This window comes from Streptomyces sp. RKND-216 (assembly GCF_004795255.1).
Classification (GTDB): Bacteria; Actinomycetota; Actinomycetes; order Streptomycetales; family Streptomycetaceae; genus Streptomyces; species Streptomyces hazeniae.
This window is the reverse complement of the sequence record NZ_SSBQ01000002.1, coordinates 1636560-1655909: the sequence shown is the minus strand read 5'-3', so window position 1 is coordinate 1655909 and position 19350 is coordinate 1636560. Positions and strand designations below refer to the sequence as shown.

Below are 19350 nucleotides of genomic sequence, written 5' to 3'. Positions count from 1 at the left end.
CCCGGCCGGCACTCAGGCGAGTAGCCCGGAACTCCTCCACAGCCGGCGTCCCATCCCGCGCAGCACGCCGATCTCGTCGAGGAAGTCGGTGAGCCGCTTGGCGCCCTGCTGCATCACCTCGCGGCGGTGGGCACTGGCCTTCACCTGGGCCACGGCCTCGCGGCGGTCCAGGCCCACGTCCGTGTAGACCTGCGGGTTGACGAAGGAGATCGAGAAGACCCGGGCGGCCTCCCCGGAGCTGATCCGGGTGAGCTCGGCCTCCCAGCGCGGGCAGCCGGCCATCTGGCGGCGCAGCTCCTCCCGCGCGTACCGCACGTGGCGGGCCTCCTCGACCACGTGGATGCGGGTCACGCCGCGTACCAGCGTCTGGACGCGCTCGTCCGGGAAGGTGAGGCGCTGCATCCAGTCGAGGATCTCCTCGCCCAGCAGGGTCGCGGTGAACGAACCGGGGGTGGTCGAGACGGTCTTCAGCACCCGGGCCATGTTGTGGTGCAGCCGGCTGACCGGGTACGCGGGGACGCCGCCCTTGGTGATCAGGCGGGCGAACATCATGGAGTGGCGGCACTCGTCGGCGATCTCCGTCAGCGCGTAGCGGACGTGTGCACTGGTCAGCGGCTTGTCGTAGATGTGGCGGGTGAGCAGCTGCATGAGGATGATCTCGAACCAGATGCCCAGCGAGGCCAGGGACGCCGCCTCGTGACGGGCCAGCGCGTGGCGCTGTTCCTCCGGCATGCGGCGCCACAGCGGGGTGTCGTAGAGGGAGACCAGCTCCGGCGGCCAGAACCACTTGCCGTCCTCGAACGGGGCGTCCCAGTCCAGTTCGGTGTCCGGGTCGAAGGAGTGCTTGCGGGAGGAAGCCAGGAGGCGTTCGGCCACCTGCTCCCGGTCCTTGAGCCGTCCGAGCGCGTCGTGGAGCGTCGCAGTGCTGTTTCCGGCTCCGCGCCCGCTCCCGGCGTCGGTGCCGGTTCCGCCGAGGGTCGATGTCGTCATGGGAGGCCCACCTCACAGGGGTTACCGACGGTCACACGTCACGGACCCTCTTATGAGACTGCCTGTCAGCAAGGTCGTCAATACCCCGCGCGCGACTTCGTCCGCCCCGGGTGCGGCGTGTGCCCCCGCCTCCGGGCACCACCGTGCCCCCAGGCCGCTCGGGCAGCTGGGGGCACGGTGTGCTCGGACTCGGCCGGATTCCGGCCGCGTCAGCGGTGCTTGCAGAAGTGCGGGGCCGGGCCGATGTTCTTGATGTAGCGCGCCGAGGCCCACATGTAGTTGCCGTCGTACAGCTTGTACCAGCGGGGATTGCCGTCGATCCACTGGCCGTTGACCTTGCAGCGGATCTTGACCTTCTCGCCGTAGTGCAGGCTGCCGACCCACTTGTGGTGCTGACTCGGGCCGCTGCGGATCTTCAGGCCCGTGCGGGCGATGACCTTGCCCCAGTAGACGCGGCTGTGGCCGCCCAGCTGGGGAAGGGGGTTCTCAAGGGTGGACGCGGCCGGCGCCGCCGGAACGGACGTCTCGACGGCGGTCGCCGGGCCCGCTGCGGTCATGGCCGCCACGGCGCCACCGGCGGCGACCATGGCCACCTTGCTGATCGTGGACTGGAGCACTGTGCCCTCCTGGGGAGGTCGGGGCCCCTGGGACTGAGGGGCCGCGGAAAGGGAGGCGATCACGAACCGTGAAAAGGCGGTCACGCTCGCACAAGAAGCACGCTAAATGTCCTACTTTGTGACCGCAACTCGTCACTCTCTGCACACGCACCCGTCGTCGCGCCCTACGGCAAGGCCGTGTCGGCGTGTCCAACTCCCAGCCCCGGGCGCGTGGTTCACCCGCCCGGGGGAGCGTCAGCGCAGCGCCGTTCCCGTGCCGCCCGGCGGTGGCACATCGGTCCGCGCCAGCGCACGGGCGACCACGTCCGGCAGTGGCCCGTATCCGAGCAGCCCGCGCACGGATTCGGCCGTTCGGGTGTGCCACAGGACGGCCCGGCGCAGCATCGCGTGGTCGCCGCCCACCACCGTCAGGTGGCAGCTCTCCGCGCCCGCGACCCGTGCCCGCACCGCGAGCTCCCAGGAGCCGCGCGGGTCGGTCATCCGGTCGCGGTTCCCGTGCAGCAGCACCAGCCGGCGGCCCCGCAGATGGTCCACCGGCTCGCCGGGCGGGCACCACGGCGCCAGCCCCACGACACCGGTCACCAGGTCATGGGCGGCCGCCCGCAGCGCGGCGCGGCCGCCCATGGAGTGCCCCACCAGCACCACCGGGACCGGGCCGGCCAGCGCGCGCAGTTCCTCCAGCGCCCGTTCCGCGTCCCGGGCGGCGTCGCCCCGCACGCCGTTCCAGCCGCGGTACCGGTACCGCACCGCGCCGACCACCACGTCGCGGCCCTCGGTGGCACGGGCGACGGCGCGCAGGTAGGGGCGCATCCGGGCGCCCGGCAGATTCCACGGCGGGGGAGCGTCCAGGCCGTCCGCCCGGCCGCCGTGCAGGACGAGGACCGCGGCCTGAGGAGAGGCCGCGGTCCGGTGCAGCATCAGCGCGTCGGGCCGTGCCGCGGTCTCATCCACGGTCACCGTGCCCGCCCTTCCCCGCAGGTCCGCTGAGCAGCCCGTACGCGGTGAGCGCGCCCCAACCGACGGACACCGCGACCGCCTTCAGCCGCTTGTCGCGCTCCGGCAGTGTCAGACCCAGCAGCAGCGAGTCGCCCCAGTCCGCCGCGATCCGCACGAGCGCGGCCGTGCGCAGGGCGGCTCCCTCGGGCGCGGTCGCGAGCGCGACGCCGCTCGCGGCGTCGCGCAAGCCCAGCGGGCGCAACGCCACGCCGGTGTCCGGTGCCGGCCGGCCGTCCTCGTCCACCAGCCCGGACGGACGGGCCAGCAGGTCCGGCCAGGCCGCCACCGCCGCTCCGTACGCCGCGGTCGCCGCTCCCACGGTCCGCAACAGTCCGACCCGCATCCGCCACCTCGCCTCTCGCTCCGCTTCCGGTCCCGCAGCCCTTTCGGCCACCCGTACCCCCGCGGATGCAGCTCGTCGCCGGTGCACGCGCGGATTGCACCCCGCCGGTCCGCGCTCCAGAGTGCACCGGGGCGGCGCCCGGTACGCGACGGTGCCCCGGACGTGGGCGGGCGTCCGGGGCACCGTCACCTGGGGACGGCTCAGGAGGCGGCGGTGATCCGCTCCCGGGCGAGGGCGAGCGCATGCTCCACGGAGCGGGTTCCGGTGGACACACACAGCGTGTACGAGACGTCGTCGAGCTCACGCTGGTGCTGGGGCCGGGACGACGTGGTGCCCTTGCTCAGCAGCGTCTCGTAGCGCTGGACCAGCTCCCGTAGAAACGCGGGGTGTGCCATCAGCATGGTTCCGCTCCTCGTTGCAGGCGAAATGCCGTGGATGAAGGGGGCGGGCACCTCGGCGGGGGCGGCGCCCTGACGCCCACGGTGGTGCTCCACCCGTGGGCGTCTCCCTCCGCATGATGGGGCAAAAGCGGCACGGTGACCTGTTGATCTCCGCGGCCCGGTCGGTCGGGAACGCCTCGCGGATCTCACGCCGTGCGGTCGTGGTACTCGAACACGAACCAGGCGACACCGGGCACCAGGAGACCGGTGCCGATCAGGGCGAGCCACACGCCGTACACCACCCCGGCGGCCAGTACCGTCACGCCGATCGCGGTGGCCACCGGCGCGTAGCTGCGCGCGGGGAAGAAGTCCAGCGGGCCGGCGCCCTCGTGGATCTCGGCCTCCTTGCGGTCCTGAAGCCGTTGCCCCCGCACCAGGTGCTGGCGCCAGCAGAAGAAGCAGACCAGCGAGGACATGAGGAACGACACCGCCAGCGCGGTCGTCCCCACGGGTTCGAAGGTGCTCCAGAACGCGTAGCCGAGACCCGTGACGGCGAAGAACAGCGCCACCCCGGCGAACAGGAATGTCTCGGCCTTCACTCGTTCGGCCCCTTCCGCCCCTCGACGGCGCCGCCGTCCCGCCCACCGCCCACCGCTTCCCGGGAGCCGGGGTCCGGCGGTTCGGCGCGCCACCCCACCTCGGGATGGTGCAGGTCGAAGGCGGGCGACTCGGAGCGAATGCGCGGCAGCGAGCGGAAGTTGTGCCGGGGCGGCGGGCAGCTCGTCGCCCACTCCAGGGATCGGCCCCAGCCCCAGGGGTCGTCGAGGGTCGCCCTCCGGCCCGAGCGCGCGGTCTTCCAGACGTTGTAGAGGAAGGGCAGGGTGGAGATCCCCAGCAGGAACGCGCCGATGGTCGACAGGGTGTTGAGCGTCGTGAAGCCGTCGGCGGCCAGGTAGTCCGCATAACGCCGCGGCATGCCCTCGGCACCCAGCCAGTGGTGCACCAGGAAGGTCAGCTGGAACCCGGTGAAGAGCGTCCAGAAGTGGATCTTCCCCAGGCGCTCGTCCAGCAGGCGCCCGGTCAGCTTCGGCCACCAGAAGGAGAAGCCCGCGAAGGTCGCGAACACGATCGTCCCGAACAGCACGTAGTGGAGGTGCCCGACGACGAAGTAGGTGTCCGTGACGTGGAAGTCGATCGGCGGCGACGCCAGCAGCACGCCGGTCAGCCCGCCGAAGAGGAAGGTGAAGAGGAAGCCGCACGTCCACAGCATCGGCGTCTCGAACGAGAGCGAACCGCGCAGCATCGTCCCGATCCAGTTGAAGAACTTCACCCCGGTCGGCACCGCGATGAGGAACGACAGCAGCGAGAAGAAGGGCAGCAGTACGGCGCCGGTGGCGAACATGTGGTGCGCCCACACCGTCGCGGACAGCCCGGTGATGGCGATCGTCGCCCCGATGAGACTCACGTACCCGAACAGCGGTTTGCGAGCGAACACCGGGATGATCTCGCTGATGATCCCGAAGAACGGCAGCGCCACGATGTAGACCTCGGGATGCCCGAAGAACCAGAACAGGTGCTGCCACAGCAGGGCGCCGCCGTTCGCCGAGTCGTAAACGTGTGCGCCGAACTCCCGGTCCGCGACCATCGCGAGCAGCGCCGCGCTCAGCACCGGGAACGCCAGCAGCGCCAGGATCGAGGTGAACAACACGTTCCAGGTGAACAGCGGCATCCGGAACAGCGTCATCCCCGGGCAGCGCAGGCAGATGATCGTGGTGATGAAGTTGACCGACCCCAGGATGGTGCTCAGGCCCGCCACGACCAGACCCATCGCCCACAGGTCGCCCCCCGCCCCCGGAGAGTAGGTCGCGTTGTGCAGCGGCGCGTAGGCGAACCAGCCGAACGGCGCCGCACCACCGGTCGTCAGGAAGCCGCCGACCACCATCAGTCCGCCGAACAGGAACAGCCAGTAGGTCAGCGCGTTGAGCCGGGGGAACGCCACGTCCGGCGCGCCGATCTGCAACGGCATGATCGCGTTGGCGAAGCCGGCGAACGTCGGCGTCGCGAACAGCAGCATCATGATCGTGCCGTGCACCGTGAACAGCTGGTTGTACTCATCGTGGCTCACCACCTGCATGCCCGGCCGTGCCAGTTCGGCGCGCATCAGCATCGCCATCAGGCCCGCGGCGAGGAAGAAACCGAACGACGTGACCAGGTAGAGGTTGCCGATCACCTTGTGGTCGGTGGTGCTGATCCAGTCGGGGAGCCGTCGGCCGCGTCCCGGTCCGTGTCCGGGGCCCGCGGTCCTCGTCCCCGGGGCCGCGACGTCCTCCCGGCTTGTGTCCATGCAGGTCCTCCGCGCCACCGAATCCGGCCGGGACGCCGTACCCCGCGCGCCGCGCCGACGTCATGGTGGCCGCGCCGTGCCGTCGCCCGGGCGGCGGCACGCCGGGACGACACCCGGGTGGCGGGCACCGCCGCGCCCGAACGGCCGTGCGCCCGTGCGACGCCCCGCCGCCCGCGCCGTCCACGCGGCCCGGCGGGCGCGACACGCGCGTTCCCCCGGTCGGCCGTGCCGAGTGGTCACGGCACGGCCGCCGCACGAGGGTGGACTGAGGAGACTGGGAAGGGAAGGTCACGTGCCCGAACTGTTCATCGACGGGGAGTGGGTCCGGGCGGTGGCCGGAGGCCGGCGTGACGTCGTCAACCCGTTCGACGCCACCGTCCTGACCACCGTGGACGACGCCGACGAGACGGACGTCGACCACGCGGTGCGCGCCGCCCGCCGCGCCTTCGACTCCGGCGCGTGGTCCGGCCTGCCCACCCGGGCCCGGGCCGACGTGCTGTACCGGGTGCACCGGTACCTGCTGCGGGACAAGGAGGAGATCGCCCGCACCGAGACACTCGACACCGGCAAGACCCTCGCCGAGTCCCGCATCGACGTCGAGGACGTCGCGAACGCCTTCCGCTACTTCGCGGAGATCGCCGACAAGGACGGCGGCCGGGTGCTGGACGTGGGCAGCGACGTGCTCAGCCGCGTCGTGCACCAGCCCGTCGGGGTCTGCGCGCTGATCGCCCCCTGGAACTACCCGCTGCTCCAGGCATCCTGGAAGGTCGCCCCGGCCCTCGCCGCCGGCAACACCTTCGTCCTCAAGCCCAGCGAGACCACTCCGCTGAGCACCGTGCGGATGATCCGGCTCATCGTCGAGGCCGGCGTACCGCCCGGTGTCGTCAACCTGGTCCTCGGCGCGGGAGACGTCGTCGGCGCCGCCATGACCGCCCACCCCGAGGTCGACCTGGTGTCGTTCACCGGCGGTCTGGCCACCGGACGCCGCATCATGGCCTCCGCCGCCGACGGTGTGAAGACCGTCGCCCTCGAACTCGGCGGCAAGAACCCCAACATCGTCTTCGACGACTGCGACGCCGACGCCGCCCTCGACTACGCCCTGGACGCCGCGTTCCTGCACTCCGGGCAGGTCTGCTCGGCCGGCTCCCGCCTCCTCGTGCAGGAGGGCATCCACGACCGGTTCGTGAAGAAGCTCGCCGAACGGGCCGCGCGCATCCGCCTGGGCGACGGCCTGCTCCCGGAGACCGAGAGTGGACCGCTCAGCTCCGCCGAACACCGCGGCAAGGTCGAGGAGTACCTGAAGACCGGCCGTGCCGAGGGCGCGACGCTGGTCACCGGGGGCCGCAGGCCCGAGACGGCGGAGCTGAGCCGTGGCTTCTTCCTGCAGCCGACGGTCTTCGCCAACTGCGACCGCTCCATGCGCATCGTGCAGGAGGAGATCTTCGGCCCGGTCGTCACCGTCGAGCGCTTCGCCGGAGAGGAGGACGCCGTCGCCCTCGCCAACGACACCCGCTACGGCCTGGCGGGCGGCGTCTGGACGTCCGAGGCGAGCCGCGCCCAGCGGGTCGCGAACGCGCTGCGGCACGGCACGGTCTGGATCAACGACTTCCACCCCTACGTGCCGCAGGCCGAGTGGGGCGGCTTCGGCCGGTCCGGAATCGGCCGCGAACTCGGCGTCGCCGGGCTGCGCGAATACCAGGAGACCAAGCACATCTACCAGAACCTCGCGCCGGCGCCGTCCGGCTGGTTCAAGGGGTGAGCGCGACGACCGACGAGGCGGAGTCGCGTGAGGCGGTGTACGACATCGAGGAGCAGCCCCGCGGCTCTTCGCACACCCTGCACTCCCGCGCCCGCGTGCTCGGCGGCTGCTCCTCGCACAACACGCTCATCAGCTTCCGGCCGCTGCCGCAGGACCTGCACGAGTGGGTCGCCGGGGGCTGCACCGGCGCCCGGCTCCGAGCGGGAGACCGAACGCGAACTGTCCGAGTACGGCCGGCGCGCCGCACACACCGTCCACCACCCGGCCGGCACCTGCCGGATGGGCACGTCGGACGACCCCCTCGCCGTACTCGCCCCGCTGCTGCGGGTGCGCGTGGTGGACGCCTCGGTGTTCCCCACCATGCCCACCGGCAATCCGATGGTGACGGTCCTGCTGGTCGCCGAACGCGCCGCGGACCTCCTCACCGGGGCGGCCCCGGTGGAAGAGGAACGCCCGTGAACGACGCGGACTTCCTCGCCTACGGGCTGTTCGCCCTCGTCAACATCTCCTGGCCGCGCACCCCCGAGGCGCCCTGGTACGACGACTACGTCGTGCTCCTCGGCGCGGGCATCGTGGTGGGCGCCGGGCTGCTGTACATGTTCGCCACCCACCACTACGGACGCAGCACGGCCCCTGCGGGCGTCGCCGTCCCGAGCGAGCCCCGCGGCGACGCGGCCCCTCCGCCCACCCCGTCTCCGGGGGAGGGGCCATGACCGGCTCCGTTCCCCTGCACCTCGAGGTGGGCCGGGGCGCGGTGCTCGACGGCGACCTCGTCCTCCCGCCGGAGCCCCGCGGCATCGTCGCCTTCGCCCACGGCAGCGGGAGCTCGCGGCACAGCCCCCGCAACCGCGCCGTCGCCCGCGTCCTCCAGGAAGCGGGCCTGGGGACACTGCTGTTCGACCTGCTCACCGGGGAGGAGGAACGCACCGACGTGGTCACCGCGGAGCTGCGCTTCGACATCCCCCTGCTCGCGGGGCGTCTCGTCGCGGCCGTCGACCGGCTGGGGGCGCGTCCGGACACCGCGGGCGCTCCGCTGGGGCTGTTCGGCGCCAGCACGGGCGCCGCCGCTGCGCTCACCGCCGCCGCGGAACGCCCCGACGCGGTCCGCGCCGTCGTCTCCCGCGGCGGCCGCCCGGACCTCGCCGGGCAGGCGCTCGGACGGGTCCGCCCGCCCGTGCTGCTGGTCGTGGGCGGTCTCGACACGGAGGTCCTGCGCCTCAACGAGCAGGCAGCGGAGGCGCTGTCCGCCCCCTGCACCCTCCGCGTCGTCCCCGGCGCCGGTCACCTCTTCGAGGAGCCGGGGACCCTCGCCGAAGCCGCCACCTCCGCCCGGGACTTCTTCCTCAGCACGCTCCCCGGCCCCATCGGCGCCTGACGACGCGTGCGGCGCGCCCCGTGCGTGGCGGGCTGTGGCGGGCAGGGGTCCGGCTCGGGGGTCCCGACGGCGGACTGCTCAGGCGCGCGGCCCGACCAACGGGCTCCGCTCCAGCGCCGCCAGCAGGTCTGCCGGGCCTTCGTACACCGCGATCGCACCCGCCTCGACCAGCTCCTCCTCCGCGATCCCACCGGACCGCACCGCGACCCCCGCCACCCCCGCCTTCCCGCACGCCTTCATGTCCCACACCGTGTCCCCGACGAACACCGCCTCATCCGCCGGGACCCCGGCCCGTCGCAGCGCCTGTTCGACCAGGTCCGCCGCCGGTTTCGTGGCGTCGACGTCGTCTCCGCTCGTTGCCGCGCCGATCACGTCGTCCGCGTCGATCGCGGCCCGCATCGCAGCGAGTTCGCCGCCGCCCGCGGAGCTGGCGAGGACCACGCGCAGCCCCTTCCCGGCGACCGCCCGCAGCAGATCGGCCGCGCCGGGAAGTGCGGCCAGCCTGGGAAAGTACTCCGCGTACAGCACCTTGTGCGCGGTGCTGATCCGCGCGTCCTGGTCGCGGTCCCGCTGGTCGCCGAGCAGGTGACCGATCAGCCGGTCGGCGCCCATGCCCACGGACCGGTGGATGTCCGGCATGGGCACAGTGTGACCGGCCTGCCGGAACGCCTCCCACCACGTCACGGCGTGCAGGTAGTTGGTGTCCACGAGGGTGCCGTCCACGTCGAACAGCACCGCGCGCGGGCTCGTGCCTTGCGCTGCGCTCATGTGCCACTCCTCGTCGCTCTCTCACGCGCTGCCGCGCTCGTCGTCGTACGGGCCTGGCCGGGGCGACTGGCGGGGGCGCCCCGGCACATCGAACGAGTACCCGGGCCGCCGCACGGCAGCCGCACCCCGGCGGAAGACGGTGATCCTCCCGGCCGGGCGCCGCACCTCAGCCGCGGCGCAGCTCCGTCGCGTCGCGGAGCCGCTCCGTCTCGTCGCGGAGCAGCGGCAGCTTCGCCACGAGTGCGTCGCCGGGGCAGTTCGTCTCGTAGCCCGCGCGGTGTCCGGTGATCACGTCGAACGTGGCGCCGGCGCCCTTCGGGTAGCGGCTGGCGTCGTTGGTCGAGGTGAGACGGACCCGTCCGTGCGGGTCGGCGCCCGGGTCGAGCTGCCAGGCGGCCACGGCGGCGATCGCGTCGAGCATCGCGCGCGGCACGTGAGTGCCCTCGTCGAAGGTGCCGAGCGCCGCGATGCCGACCGTCTCCTTGTTGAAGCCCTTGGTGTGCGCACCCCGCACGGTGTGCGCGCCGTCCCCGCCGCGGCCCTCGTAGATGGTGCCGCAGCGGTCGACGACGTACTGGTAGCCGACGTCGTCCCAGCCCTCGCTCTCGATGTGGTCGCGCTGGAGGCCGCGGAGCAGGGCCGGGACGTGGTCGCAGTCGTAGCCGTTGACGTGGTCGGTGTGGTGGACGACGACGGCGCGGACCCGGTCGACGTACGCCGGGGCTTCGCGCACCATCTGCTCGTCCGCGCCCCACGCCACCCGCGGGACCACGTAGGGACGCGGCGCCGCCGGCCTGTCCGCGGTCTCTTCCGCCCGGGGCAGGGCGCCGGAGTCCACGGCCGGGGCACCCCACCGCACCAGCACCGCCAGCGGGAGACACACCACGGCGAGCGCGAGCCTGGGCCGCCACATGTGCACTACGGTGCGCCGCGACCAGCGACATCGCACACATCGACGCAGCCGTTCGGGTGACGTCGGTCGGTCTCCTCCGAAGTGGTACAGGTCGTCCGGCCGGGGTACTCGCCGGGCCGTGACGGACGACGAGCGGACGAACGTGATCGCGGTGGGGCTGGACGGTTCCCCGGCCGCCACGGCCGCCCTGCACTGGGCGGCGGCGGAGGCCGGGCTGCGCCGGGTCCCGCTGCGGCTGGTGCACGCCCGGGAGCCGGATTCCCGGCCGGAGCCGGAGGCGATGCCGCCGGGCCCCACCGGCAGGGAGATCGTGGACGCTGCGCGGGACGACGTACTGCGGCGCCGACCCGATCTGCACGTGATCACCGACGTGATCGCCGGGGAACCGGAGGAGGCGCTGCTGACGGTGTCCGCCGAGGCGCGGATGCTGGTGCTCGGCTCCTACGGCACCCGGCGGCTGCCCAGCTTCTTCCTCGGCGGCGTCAGCCTCAGCACGGTCGCCCGCGCCGAACACCCCGTCGTGCTCGTCCGCGCCGAGGAGGACCCGGAGGCGCGGGAGGCCGGCACGGCGCACGAGCCCGAGCAGGAGGAGGTGCACCCGCACGGCCCGCGGGTGGTGGTGGCGCTCGGCCTGGACCACGACTACGCGAACCTGCTGCGGTTCGCCTTCGAGACGGCCGAGGTCACCGGCCTGCCGCTGCACGTGGTGCACGCGATCAGGCTCCCGTCGCACGTGTACGTGCCCGGCGGCCCGGTGGTGCCGCACATCGCGGTGCAGTACCGCAAGGAGGTGGAGGGCGAGGTGCGGGAGCTGGTTCGGCCCTGGGCGGAACGCCATCCGCGCGTCGAACTTCGTGCCGCGCTGCGGCTGGAGGGCACAGCGCAGGCGGTCGTCCACGAGGCGGAGGGGTCGGACCTGCTGGTCGTCGGCCGCTGCCGCAAGCACCGTACGGCGCTGGGCCCGCGCATCGGGCCGGTGGCGCACGCGGCCGTGCACCACGCCGCCTGTCCGGTGGCGGTCGTGCCGCACGACTGAGACGACCGGGCCGCGTGAGGGCCGCGCGGCGGCGACGTCGGCCGGTACCGCGCCGGTCCCGGCATGCAGAAGGCCCGCCCGGTGCGACGGGGGATGCACACCGGGCGGGCCGTGGAACCGATCTTGCCCTATCCGCGGGCCGAACGCCAGGGGGTGGCCTGATCCAGCCCCCAGCAGGGCGGAAAAACCTCAGTCCCGCCCGCGCCCGTCGTCCCGTCCGGCGCCGCCTCGCTCCGCATCCGCGCGCCGGGCCACGTCGTCCCGGCGGGACTCGGCGAGCACCTCGTTCATGAAGGCCATCAGCTCGTGGCTCAGGCCCTCCTCGCCGAGACCGCGTCCGGCGATGCCGGTGATGTCGCCGTTGTGCACCGAGCGCAGGAAACGCAGCGACTCGACGACCTGGCCGACGACCTCGCTGCGGGACTTGAAGAACCTCGGGTCCACGTCGAAGAAGGCGGCGATGCCTTCCAGCATGTCCTCAGAAGCGGTGTAGGGCTCCCCGGTCTCCGGGTTGATCTTGCCGGTACGCAGCTTCCAGAAGGTGGTGTGGCCGATGACGTGCCGGCCGGCGCGTTCGTTGACGGCGCGGACCACCTGACGGTCGGACGGCACCGCTTCGTCCGAACGCCCGCCGGACGGAAAGGCGTTGTGCAGCAACCAGGTGATCTTCTCGGCGAGGGACCGCGGTTCATCCTCGCCAGGTATGCCCGCGCCACTCATCCGCAGCCCCCAGTCCGCCGTATGCCTGCATGTACCACCGTATCCAAAGCTTCACGGATCACACACCCGCCGGACGCTGAACCGTGCCTTGCGCATACACTCTGCGTCACTGTTTACTCGGAAAAACAGATCCAGGGGTCTGACACGGGGGTGCAGACCCCTGGATCGAAATCCCACCCCGTCGCGTGACGCGGAAGCGCCCGCCCTCAGCGGGCCCCGGGGCCGCCCGACAGGGACGTCGTCCGGCTGAAGTCCATCACCGCGGACACGTCCCGCTGTGCCTGCTCGGCGACCCGGCGGGCCTCGCTGAGTACGTCGCCGTGCTCCTGGACAAGACTGGCGTAGATCGGCGCATCGGCCCGGTCTGCGGTCGTCATCGTGCAGCGTTCCTTCAGGTCAGGGACATCCGGCCGCCGCCCGGGCTCCCCGAGGTCGGCGCCGGAGAGTCTACGTGTCCACGTCGCCTGTGCGGCCCCCCGGTCCCGGCCGGGCGCGCGGCTTCCGCCGTTTCGGGGCGGTACGACCGGAGCGCCGCGCCGCAGGGCCCGTCCCGGTACCGGGCGTTCACCCACGGGCCATGCGCCGACCCTTGCTATGGCATGCGCATGCCGTCACTCTGTTGCGCGAGGCAAGCAGCCGGACGGCACGGCCCCGGGCAACCCCGGAGCCGCGCCGGTCCGTTTCCCCCCCAACTCGCCATCCGGGAGTGCCATGACAAGCACGCGCATACCCCCCGCGCGCCGTGCGTTCAACGCGCGTCGACACCTCGCCACGCTCGCGGCCTTCGTCGGCCTGCTGTCGTTCGCGAACCTCCTCGTCGGCCCACCGGCCCACGCCTATCCCCCCGCCCCGCCCAGCGCCGCCACCGCCCGCAGCTATCTCGCCGGGCTCACCGAGAGCGGCGAGGGCTCGATGAGCGGCTACGACCGCGACAAGTTCCCCCACTGGTCGAGCCAGGGCAACAGCTGCGACACCCGCGAGACCGTCCTCAAGCGCGACGGCGAGGGCGTCTCGACCGGCAGCGACTGCTACCCGACCAGCGGCCGCTGGTACTCCGTCTACGACAGCGTCTGGTCCGAGGCCCCCAGCGACGTCGACATCGACCACATGGTGCCGCTCGCCGAGGCCTGGCGCTCCGGCGCCAGCGGCTGGTCGACCGCGTCCCGCGAGTCGTTCGCCAACGACCTGTCGACCTCCCAGCTGATCGCCGTCACGGACAACTCCAACCAGTCCAAGAGCGACCGTGACCCCTCCGAGTGGCTGCCGCCCAGCACCGGCTACCACTGCATGTACGCGCGCATGTGGGTGTGGGTGAAGCACGAATGGAACCTCACCGTGGACAGCGCCGAGAAGAGCGCCCTCAGCGGCATCCTCAACGGCTGCTGAATCTGCCGTGAGCCCCGCGGTGCCGGCCGGGACCCCCACTCCGGCTGGCACCGCGGTGCGATGATCTTTCCGTGACCTTTCTCCGCTCCGCACGTCCCGCCGCCCCTGCCGTCCTGGCGGGTCTGCTCCTCGCCACGCTGACCGGCTGCGGCCTCGGCGCCGAACTCGAACGCGAGGCGAATCCCGCGCGCACTCCCGCACCGCGCGCCACCACCACGGCCCCGCCCGGCCCGGGCGACCCTTCCGCCCCCTCCCTCGCGCCGCCCTCGGCGGCTGCGCCGACCGCGTGCCCGCCGTCCGGCCTGCGGGTCACCACGGGTCTCGTCGACGCCGCCATGGGCCTGCGCGCCACCAGCCTCACCCTCACCAACTGCGGTGGCGCGCCGTACGAGTTGAGCGGCTACCCGTCCCTGACCGTCCTCGACGACGACCACGATCGGGTGGACGTCGAGGTTCTGCGCGGCACCGACGACATCAGCGCCGGGGTCGGCGGCGCCGAGGAGCCCGGCCGGTTCACCCTTGCCCCCGGCGACTCCGCCGAGACCACCCTGGCCTGGCGCAACACCGTCACCGGGTCCACCGTTCCGGCCGTACACGCCCCCTACCTCTCCGTCGCCCCGGCGCCCGGCGGGCCGGCGCAGGTGGTCGCCCTCGACGGCGGCCTGGACCTCGGCGACACGGGCCGGCTCGGCGCCACGGCCTGGCAGCGTACCGAGGGGTAACAAGGCATAGGCTGCCCCTGGAAACCCGTGCCAGCCACTCGCACGACCCCAGGGAGCAGCCGCCGTGCCCGAGAACCGCGCAACCGAACGCCCGCACGACCTCGTCCTGTTCGGCGCCACCGGCTTCACCGGTCGGCTCACCGCCCGCTACCTCGCCGCGAACGCGCCCGCCGACTGCCGCGTCGCCCTGGCCGGACGCAACCGCGACAAGCTCGCCGCCGTGCGCGCCGAACTCGCCGGCATCCGCCCCGCATGGGCCGAACTCCCGCTGCTCGACGCCGACGTGACGGACACGCCCGCCCTGCACCGCCTCGCCGCCGCCACCCGCGTCCTCCTCACCACCGTCGGCCCCTACCTCCGCCACGGCGAGGAACTCGTCGCCGCCTGCGCCGAAGCCGGCACCGACTACGTCGACCTCACCGGCGAGCCCGAGTTCATCGACCGCACCTACGTCCGCCACCACGAGACCGCCCGCCGCAGCGGCGCCCGCCTCGTCCACGCCTGCGGATTCGACTCCGTCCCGCACGACCTCGGTGTCCAGTACACCGTCGGCCTGCTCCCCGAGGGCGTACCGCTGCGCATCGACGGCTACGTCACCGCCGACGCCCGGTTCTCCGGCGGCACCCTCGCCTCCGCCCTCGACGCCTTCGCGCGCGGCCCGCAGATGCTCCAGGCCGCGCGCGAACGGCGCCGCGTCGAGCCCTGGCCCACCGACCGCCGCGTCTCCACCCCCACGGGCGGCATCCGTCGCGTCCCCCTCCTGCGCAGCTGGGCCGTGCCGTTGCCCACCGTCGACCCGCAGGTCGTCGCCCGCTCCGCCGCCGCCCTGGACCGCTACGGCCCCGACTTCCGCTACCGGCACGCCGCCGCCGTCCGACGGCTCCCCGTCGCCCTCGGCGGCCTCGCCGGCACCGCCGGACTCGTCGCACTCGCCCAACTCCCCGCCGCCCGCCGCGCCCTGACCTCCCGGCTCGGCTCCGGCGAGGGCCCTTCCGAGGAGCGCCGCGCCCGCAGCACCTTCTCCGTCCGCTTCCTCGCCGAGGCCCTCACCGCACACGGCCCCCGCCGCATCGCCACCGAGGTGTCCGGCGGCGACCCCGGCTATGACGAGACCGCCAAGATGCTCGCCGAGTCCGCGCTCTGCCTCGCCCACGACGAACTCCCCGCTCTCACCGGCCAGCTCACCACCGCCACCGCCATGGGTCCCGCCCTCACCGACCGCCTCGTCCGCGCCGGCCTCCGCTTCCACGTCACCCACGAAGGCCGCTGAGAGAACACCACGTTTACCGGTCCGTGACCCGGGCACGTGAACCACTGTCAAGGAAACGGCTCACGAAACGAGGAGCGCGACCATGGCATCGCACAGCACGTTTTCGGCCAAGGCGCACAAGGCCCGGAGCCTCGTGGAGAACACCCTCCGCCAGGCCCGCACCCGTGGCCACGGACGCACGACCGCCGCCCCACGAGGCGGTCGTTCCCGCACCTCGACGGCGGCGGACGTACGACGCGTCGCTCTCCGCGCGCGGGAGGCGTTCCGGAAGTGACCCCCCACGCCTTGGACGACGCGGCCAGAGGAGCGCCCCCTTTCAGAGCCTGAGCGGTGGCCCGGCGGAACCTTCCGCCGGGCCACCGCTGTGTCAGCAGGCCCGGCCGACCCATGCCTGGCCGCATCGGCGGCGGTCGTGCGCATGCTGTTCGCCCCCGTGCCCTGGGGCACGGGGGCGAACGGTGCGCCGCTCCTGGGGTCACTCGGGGGCGCGGCCCTCCTCGGGGGCCTCGCCTGCGGCGAGGCGGGCCTTGAGGACGGGGGAGATGATCAGGTCGTAGACCAGGACGCCGACGATGCCGCCGATGAGCGGGCCGACGATCGGAATCCACCAGTAGCCGCTGAACCAGTCGAAGGTGCCCGGCAGGGCGATCGCACCCCAGCCCTCGAAGTAGGTGAAGAGGCGCGGCCCGAAGTCGCGGGCCGGGTTGATGGCGTAGCCGGCGTTGGTGCCGAAGGTCAGGCCGATCACCGTCACGATCAGACCGGTGATGAAGGGGCCGATGTTGGACCCGGGCGCCAGGTTGCGCTGGTCGATCAGGGCGCAGATCAGCAGTAGCAGGATGCCGGTGCCGACGATCTGGTCCAGCAACGGCCCCCAGATGCCGCCGCCGAAGTACTCGGCGGGGAAGGTCGCAAAGATGGAGTACGTACTCAACGACTCCTCGCGTGTCATGCCTGCCGCCTGGTTCGCCGCGTCGATGGCCCAGCGGTAGCAGGAGTAGGTGACCGCCGCGCCGCAGAACGCGCCGACGAGTTGGGCGCCCCAGTAGGGGAGCACCTTCGAGAAGGGGATCGCCCGCCGCACCGCGAAGGCGAGGGTCACCGCGGGGTTGATGTGCGCGCCGCTGACGCCGCCCGCGACGTACACGCCGAAGACGACGGCGAATCCCCAGCCCCAGGTGATGATGAGCCAGTTCGCCGGACCGAAGTCGGAGGTCTGGCGCCCCGAGCCCGGCAGGCCCACGACCGCGACCGCCACCGCTGCCGTTCCCAGCAGCAGCAGGACGAACGTACCCAGGAACTCGGCGAGCATCTCGCCACCGAGCCCTGCCCGGTAGCCGCGGCGGCGCGGGGTGCGCTCCGTAGCCGTGTGCTCAGACATTGACCCTCCTCACGTCGGCCCGTTCACCGTCGCAAGCGGGGGAGAGCGTGTCCTGCCGGAAAGGCCCGTTCGGGTGATGTGGTGGCGCCCCGGCGGCGCGGCGGCTGGACGGGTGCCCGTAGCCGGGTGCTCGGGCCGGGGTCTCGGCGCGAACCGGTAGAGCGAGGGCGGGTAGTCCGCCTCCGGCGCCCCGAACCGGGCGACGAGTTCCGGCGTCATCCGCGTCTGGAGCGCCCGCCGGAACAGCGCCAGATGCGCGTACACGTGGAAGGCGCCGAGCGCCCGGTCGCGCCCACTCGTTCGGCGCGACCACGGAGGCCCACTTCAGCCACGGCACCTCGACCTTCGACCGTCGGGCAGCCGGTCCGGCTCGGCGAAGACGCTCGCCGAGCGCTGGATGTCGAACAGCTTCAGGGGCAGGCCCTCGGGCAGCGCCGTCTCTGCCAGGCGCCACGGGTGCGCCATGCGGTTCTCCGAGCGGGCGGAGGCGTTGCCGCGGCGCGGGAGCGGCGGGTGAGCCGCCGTCTCGGCCCGAACGCGCCGCGGCGGGCCGGGGGATCGGCACTCTGGCCGATAACTCCCGTTGCCAGTTGTGCAATCGATCGCCATGCCCGGCGTCCGGCTGCGGGGCGGGTGCCGGTCACGCCGCACCCTCACGCGGCGTCGGCGTGCCTCCCGTGCCCGCTCACGTGTGCGGGCGGTCCGGGAGAGGAGTCAGTCCGCAGCGGCCTCCCGGGCACGGGTGACGTAGGCGATCAGTGCTCCGACGGGCTGCCGTACTCGCGCTGGATCTGCTCGCTGCCGACACCAGCGTCGACAGCCGCGCGTGCAGGGCGCGCAGCGCGGTGAGCTGCTGCCCGACGTGCTCCAGGTGGCTGCGCAGCAGGTCGGCCAGGTCCAGTTCGCCGGCGAGCGCGGTGCCCACGGCGTCCAGTGACAGCCCCAACTCCCGCAGCGCCACGACCCGGTACAGCCGCGTCACGTCGGCCTCGTCGTACAGCCGGTGCCCGCCTCCCGTACGTCCCGACGGCGTGAGCAGGCCGATCCGCTCGTAGTGGTGCAGCGTGCGCACCGTCAGGCCGGTGGGCCGGGCCAGCTCTCCCACCTTCCAGGCCATGACGTCCTCGCTTCCTCGTCCGGAACATCCCGGAACCACCGGTTTCGCCAGCGGTGTTCCCGACGCTACGACCTCCTCCGACGTCAGGTTCAAGCCTGCGCGGCGAGGAGGCCGCCCCTGCCCGCCCGGGATGCGGGGTGCCGGGCGCGGGCGCAGCCTGGAGTGGCCGGCTCCCGATCCTCCTCCCGGTCCTCCCGGTGCTCTCGGAGGCGATGCGTATGCGCCGCTCGAACGCGATTCTGCCGCTTCTGCCGGCCGTGCTTCTGGCCGTGCTCCTCACCGTCGCCGGCTGCACCGGGGGTGGTTCCGGCGACCCGTCCGGGGACGGCCCGGGTACCACCACGACGGCGCCCTCCGCGCCTGCCGAGGAGCCCGCCGAGGAGCCTGCCGAGACCCGTACCGTCACCGAACGTCCCTCCGCCACCGTGACCGAGAGGGCACCGGAGTCACCGCCGTCCGCGCCCGGGACCACGACGGTCGCCCCGCCGCCGGACGTCGCTCCGCAGGGGGAGGCGTGCCTGGCCACCACCGCGCAACCCGCGATCCAGCAGGGCTCCTCCGGGCCGGCCGTGGTGAAGGCCCAGTGCTACCTCAACCTCGCCCTGTCCGGGGCGTCCATCCCCGAGGACGGCGACTTCGGCCCGGTGACCGACGACTCCGTGCGCCGCTTCCAGGGGTGCGCCGGCCTGACCGTGGACGGTCTCGTCGGACCTCAGACCTGGCCCGAACTGGTCTTCTGGGCCGACGCGGGGCCCGTCTGCTGACACTCGCCGAGGAGAGGAGTAAGGAGGACCCATGGACTACACCATCGAGGTCATCGTCGTCCCCGTCACCGACATCGACCGGGCCAAGGAGTTCTACGCCGACCGCTGCGGCTTCCCCGTCGATCTCGACACCGAGGTCGCTCCGGGCATCCGCATCGTCCAGCTCACCCCGCCGGGCTCCCGCTGCTCCCTCGCTCTCTCCCAGGGCATGCCCAGCTCCCCGAGCCAGTCCGACATGGAGCCCGGCGCGCTGCGCGCCGTGCAGATCTGCGTCACCGACATCACCGCCGCGCACGCCGACCTCACCGGACGCGGCGTCGACGTCAGCCCCGTCCAGCACGTCGGCCCGAACGGCTGGGAGGAGGGCCGGGGCGAGACCTGGAACTCGTTCGCCTTCTTCGACGACCCCGACGGGAACGGCTGGGTTCTCCAGGAGGTCCCGGCTCCGCTTTCTCAGCGCTGATCCGAG

At 72.9% G+C, this 19350-nt stretch carries 24 protein-coding genes; 11 read left to right on the top strand and 13 right to left on the bottom strand.

Annotated features, from left to right (window positions below; translation table 11 throughout):
- Positions 1-12: 12 nt before the first annotated feature.
- The 7 genes from E4198_RS07060 to ctaD form a co-directional block, all read right to left on the bottom strand.
- Positions 13-990: a diiron oxygenase gene (locus E4198_RS07060; RefSeq protein WP_136182418.1), complete on the bottom strand. Its 978-nt coding sequence runs from the start codon at positions 988-990 to the stop codon at positions 13-15.
- Positions 991-1199: 209 nt separating this feature from the next.
- Complete coding sequence (locus E4198_RS07055; RefSeq protein WP_247597579.1) at positions 1200-1607, bottom strand: SH3 domain-containing protein; 408 nt, start codon at positions 1605-1607, stop codon at positions 1200-1202.
- Positions 1608-1841: 234 nt separating this feature from the next.
- Complete coding sequence (locus tag E4198_RS07050) at positions 1842-2525, bottom strand: alpha/beta fold hydrolase (RefSeq protein WP_136185227.1); 684 nt, start codon at positions 2523-2525, stop codon at positions 1842-1844.
- 25 nt (positions 2526-2550) lie between these two features.
- Positions 2551-2946: a hypothetical protein gene (locus E4198_RS07045; protein WP_136182417.1), complete on the bottom strand. Its 396-nt coding sequence runs from the start codon at positions 2944-2946 to the stop codon at positions 2551-2553.
- Between the two features lie 200 nt (positions 2947-3146).
- On the bottom strand, positions 3147-3347 hold the full coding sequence (locus E4198_RS07040) for a DUF5133 domain-containing protein (RefSeq protein ID WP_136182416.1): 201 nt from the start codon (positions 3345-3347) through the stop codon (positions 3147-3149).
- A 185-nt stretch (positions 3348-3532) separates the two neighbouring features.
- Positions 3533-3925, bottom strand: coding sequence for a cytochrome c oxidase subunit 4 (locus E4198_RS07035; RefSeq protein WP_136182415.1), 393 nt, complete (start codon positions 3923-3925; stop codon positions 3533-3535).
- Entirely contained in the window at positions 3922-5670 is a 1749-nt protein-coding gene (gene ctaD / locus E4198_RS07030; protein WP_136182414.1) for a cytochrome c oxidase subunit I, read from the bottom strand. The genes E4198_RS07035 and ctaD overlap by 4 nt, the downstream gene beginning before the upstream one ends.
- A 292-nt stretch (positions 5671-5962) precedes the next feature.
- Between ctaD and E4198_RS07025 the strand changes: the two genes are divergently transcribed.
- The 4 genes from E4198_RS07025 to E4198_RS07010 are packed head-to-tail and all read left to right on the top strand — an operon-like array spanning position 5963 to position 8804.
- A complete protein-coding gene (locus E4198_RS07025; RefSeq protein ID WP_136182413.1) occupies positions 5963-7429 on the top strand; it encodes an aldehyde dehydrogenase family protein in 1467 nt (488 codons plus the stop codon).
- Positions 7430-7456: 27 nt separating this feature from the next.
- A complete protein-coding gene (locus E4198_RS25680) occupies positions 7457-7888 on the top strand; it encodes a GMC oxidoreductase (RefSeq protein WP_281727965.1) in 432 nt (143 codons plus the stop codon).
- On the top strand, positions 7885-8142 hold the full coding sequence (locus E4198_RS07015) for a hypothetical protein (protein WP_136182412.1): 258 nt from the start codon (positions 7885-7887) through the stop codon (positions 8140-8142). The genes E4198_RS25680 and E4198_RS07015 overlap by 4 nt, the downstream gene beginning before the upstream one ends.
- On the top strand, positions 8139-8804 hold the full coding sequence (locus E4198_RS07010; RefSeq protein WP_136182411.1) for a dienelactone hydrolase family protein: 666 nt from the start codon (positions 8139-8141) through the stop codon (positions 8802-8804). Before E4198_RS07015 ends, E4198_RS07010 begins: the two co-directional genes overlap by 4 nt.
- Before the next feature lie 78 nt (positions 8805-8882).
- Here the strand turns inward: E4198_RS07010 and E4198_RS07005 are convergent, their stop codons facing one another.
- Together E4198_RS07005 and E4198_RS07000 are read right to left on the bottom strand one after the other, a co-directional pair.
- Positions 8883-9572, bottom strand: a complete 690-nt coding sequence (locus tag E4198_RS07005) for an HAD family hydrolase (RefSeq protein ID WP_136182410.1) — start codon at positions 9570-9572, stop codon at positions 8883-8885.
- A 166-nt stretch (positions 9573-9738) separates the two neighbouring features.
- Complete coding sequence (locus E4198_RS07000; protein ID WP_136182409.1) at positions 9739-10485, bottom strand: peptidoglycan recognition protein; 747 nt, start codon at positions 10483-10485, stop codon at positions 9739-9741.
- 118 nt (positions 10486-10603) lie between these two features.
- Between E4198_RS07000 and E4198_RS06995 the strand changes: the two genes are divergently transcribed.
- On the top strand, positions 10604-11521 hold the full coding sequence (locus tag E4198_RS06995) for a universal stress protein (RefSeq protein WP_247597578.1): 918 nt from the start codon (positions 10604-10606) through the stop codon (positions 11519-11521).
- Positions 11522-11710: 189 nt separating this feature from the next.
- On the opposite strand, the gene E4198_RS06990 is transcribed toward E4198_RS06995, so the two are convergent.
- The gene (locus E4198_RS06990) at positions 11711-12241 is read right to left on the bottom strand and encodes a hypothetical protein (RefSeq protein WP_136182407.1); all 531 of its coding nucleotides are present in this window, start codon (positions 12239-12241) and stop codon (positions 11711-11713) included.
- A gap of 206 nt (positions 12242-12447) precedes the next feature.
- Positions 12448-12618: a hypothetical protein gene (locus E4198_RS24815; RefSeq protein ID WP_168711387.1), complete on the bottom strand. Its 171-nt coding sequence runs from the start codon at positions 12616-12618 to the stop codon at positions 12448-12450.
- Between the two features lie 334 nt (positions 12619-12952).
- Between E4198_RS24815 and E4198_RS06985 the strand changes: the two genes are divergently transcribed.
- From E4198_RS06985 to E4198_RS06970, 4 genes are all read left to right on the top strand, one after another.
- Positions 12953-13627 carry an HNH endonuclease family protein gene (locus E4198_RS06985; protein WP_027766077.1) on the top strand — a complete coding sequence of 225 codons (675 nt, stop codon included), beginning with the start codon at positions 12953-12955 and terminating at the stop codon, positions 13625-13627.
- A gap of 71 nt (positions 13628-13698) precedes the next feature.
- The gene (locus E4198_RS06980) at positions 13699-14349 is read left to right on the top strand and encodes a DUF4232 domain-containing protein (protein WP_247597577.1); all 651 of its coding nucleotides are present in this window, start codon (positions 13699-13701) and stop codon (positions 14347-14349) included.
- 64 nt (positions 14350-14413) lie between these two features.
- The gene (locus tag E4198_RS06975; protein ID WP_136182406.1) at positions 14414-15619 is read left to right on the top strand and encodes a saccharopine dehydrogenase NADP-binding domain-containing protein; all 1206 of its coding nucleotides are present in this window, start codon (positions 14414-14416) and stop codon (positions 15617-15619) included.
- An 82-nt stretch (positions 15620-15701) separates the two neighbouring features.
- Complete coding sequence (locus tag E4198_RS06970; protein ID WP_136182405.1) at positions 15702-15893, top strand: hypothetical protein; 192 nt, start codon at positions 15702-15704, stop codon at positions 15891-15893.
- Between the two features lie 201 nt (positions 15894-16094).
- Here the strand turns inward: E4198_RS06970 and E4198_RS06965 are convergent, their stop codons facing one another.
- Both E4198_RS06965 and E4198_RS06960 read right to left on the bottom strand, forming a co-directional pair.
- Positions 16095-16931 carry an MIP/aquaporin family protein gene (locus tag E4198_RS06965; RefSeq protein WP_136185225.1) on the bottom strand — a complete coding sequence of 279 codons (837 nt, stop codon included), beginning with the start codon at positions 16929-16931 and terminating at the stop codon, positions 16095-16097.
- Between the two features lie 754 nt (positions 16932-17685).
- Entirely contained in the window at positions 17686-18117 is a 432-nt protein-coding gene (locus E4198_RS06960; protein WP_136182404.1) for a MerR family transcriptional regulator, read from the bottom strand.
- A 218-nt stretch (positions 18118-18335) separates the two neighbouring features.
- Between E4198_RS06960 and E4198_RS06955 the strand changes: the two genes are divergently transcribed.
- Both E4198_RS06955 and E4198_RS06950 read left to right on the top strand, forming a co-directional pair.
- A complete protein-coding gene (locus tag E4198_RS06955; RefSeq protein WP_136182403.1) occupies positions 18336-18881 on the top strand; it encodes a peptidoglycan-binding domain-containing protein in 546 nt (181 codons plus the stop codon).
- Between the two features lie 31 nt (positions 18882-18912).
- Positions 18913-19344 carry a VOC family protein gene (locus E4198_RS06950; protein WP_136182402.1) on the top strand — a complete coding sequence of 144 codons (432 nt, stop codon included), beginning with the start codon at positions 18913-18915 and terminating at the stop codon, positions 19342-19344.
- Positions 19345-19350 lie beyond the last annotated feature (6 nt).

Excerpts from the sequence above, each read along its gene's own strand:
- E4198_RS07060 (WP_136182418.1), bottom strand. The coding sequence starts at position 990 with ATGACGACATCGACCCTCGGCGGAACCGGCACCGACGCCGGGAGCGGG.
- E4198_RS07050 (WP_136185227.1), bottom strand. The coding sequence starts at position 2,525 with ATGCTGCACCGGACCGCGGCCTCTCCTCAGGCCGCGGTCCTCGTCCTG.
- E4198_RS07045 (WP_136182417.1), bottom strand. The coding sequence starts at position 2,946 with ATGCGGGTCGGACTGTTGCGGACCGTGGGAGCGGCGACCGCGGCGTAC.
- E4198_RS07040 (WP_136182416.1), bottom strand. The coding sequence starts at position 3,347 with ATGCTGATGGCACACCCCGCGTTTCTACGGGAGCTGGTCCAGCGCTAC.
- ctaD (WP_136182414.1), bottom strand. The coding sequence starts at position 5,670 with ATGGACACAAGCCGGGAGGACGTCGCGGCCCCGGGGACGAGGACCGCG.
- E4198_RS07010 (WP_136182411.1), top strand. The coding sequence starts at position 8,139 with ATGACCGGCTCCGTTCCCCTGCACCTCGAGGTGGGCCGGGGCGCGGTG.
- E4198_RS07005 (WP_136182410.1), bottom strand. The coding sequence starts at position 9,572 with ATGAGCGCAGCGCAAGGCACGAGCCCGCGCGCGGTGCTGTTCGACGTG.
- E4198_RS07000 (WP_136182409.1), bottom strand. The coding sequence starts at position 10,485 with ATGTGGCGGCCCAGGCTCGCGCTCGCCGTGGTGTGTCTCCCGCTGGCG.
- E4198_RS06990 (WP_136182407.1), bottom strand. The coding sequence starts at position 12,241 with ATGAGTGGCGCGGGCATACCTGGCGAGGATGAACCGCGGTCCCTCGCC.
- E4198_RS24815 (WP_168711387.1), bottom strand. The coding sequence starts at position 12,618 with ATGACGACCGCAGACCGGGCCGATGCGCCGATCTACGCCAGTCTTGTC.
- E4198_RS06985 (WP_027766077.1), top strand. The coding sequence starts at position 12,953 with ATGACAAGCACGCGCATACCCCCCGCGCGCCGTGCGTTCAACGCGCGT.
- E4198_RS06970 (WP_136182405.1), top strand. The coding sequence starts at position 15,702 with ATGGCATCGCACAGCACGTTTTCGGCCAAGGCGCACAAGGCCCGGAGC.
- E4198_RS06965 (WP_136185225.1), bottom strand. The coding sequence starts at position 16,931 with ATGCTCGCCGAGTTCCTGGGTACGTTCGTCCTGCTGCTGCTGGGAACG.
- E4198_RS06960 (WP_136182404.1), bottom strand. The coding sequence starts at position 18,117 with ATGGCCTGGAAGGTGGGAGAGCTGGCCCGGCCCACCGGCCTGACGGTG.
- E4198_RS06955 (WP_136182403.1), top strand. The coding sequence starts at position 18,336 with ATGCGCCGCTCGAACGCGATTCTGCCGCTTCTGCCGGCCGTGCTTCTG.
- E4198_RS06950 (WP_136182402.1), top strand. The coding sequence starts at position 18,913 with ATGGACTACACCATCGAGGTCATCGTCGTCCCCGTCACCGACATCGAC.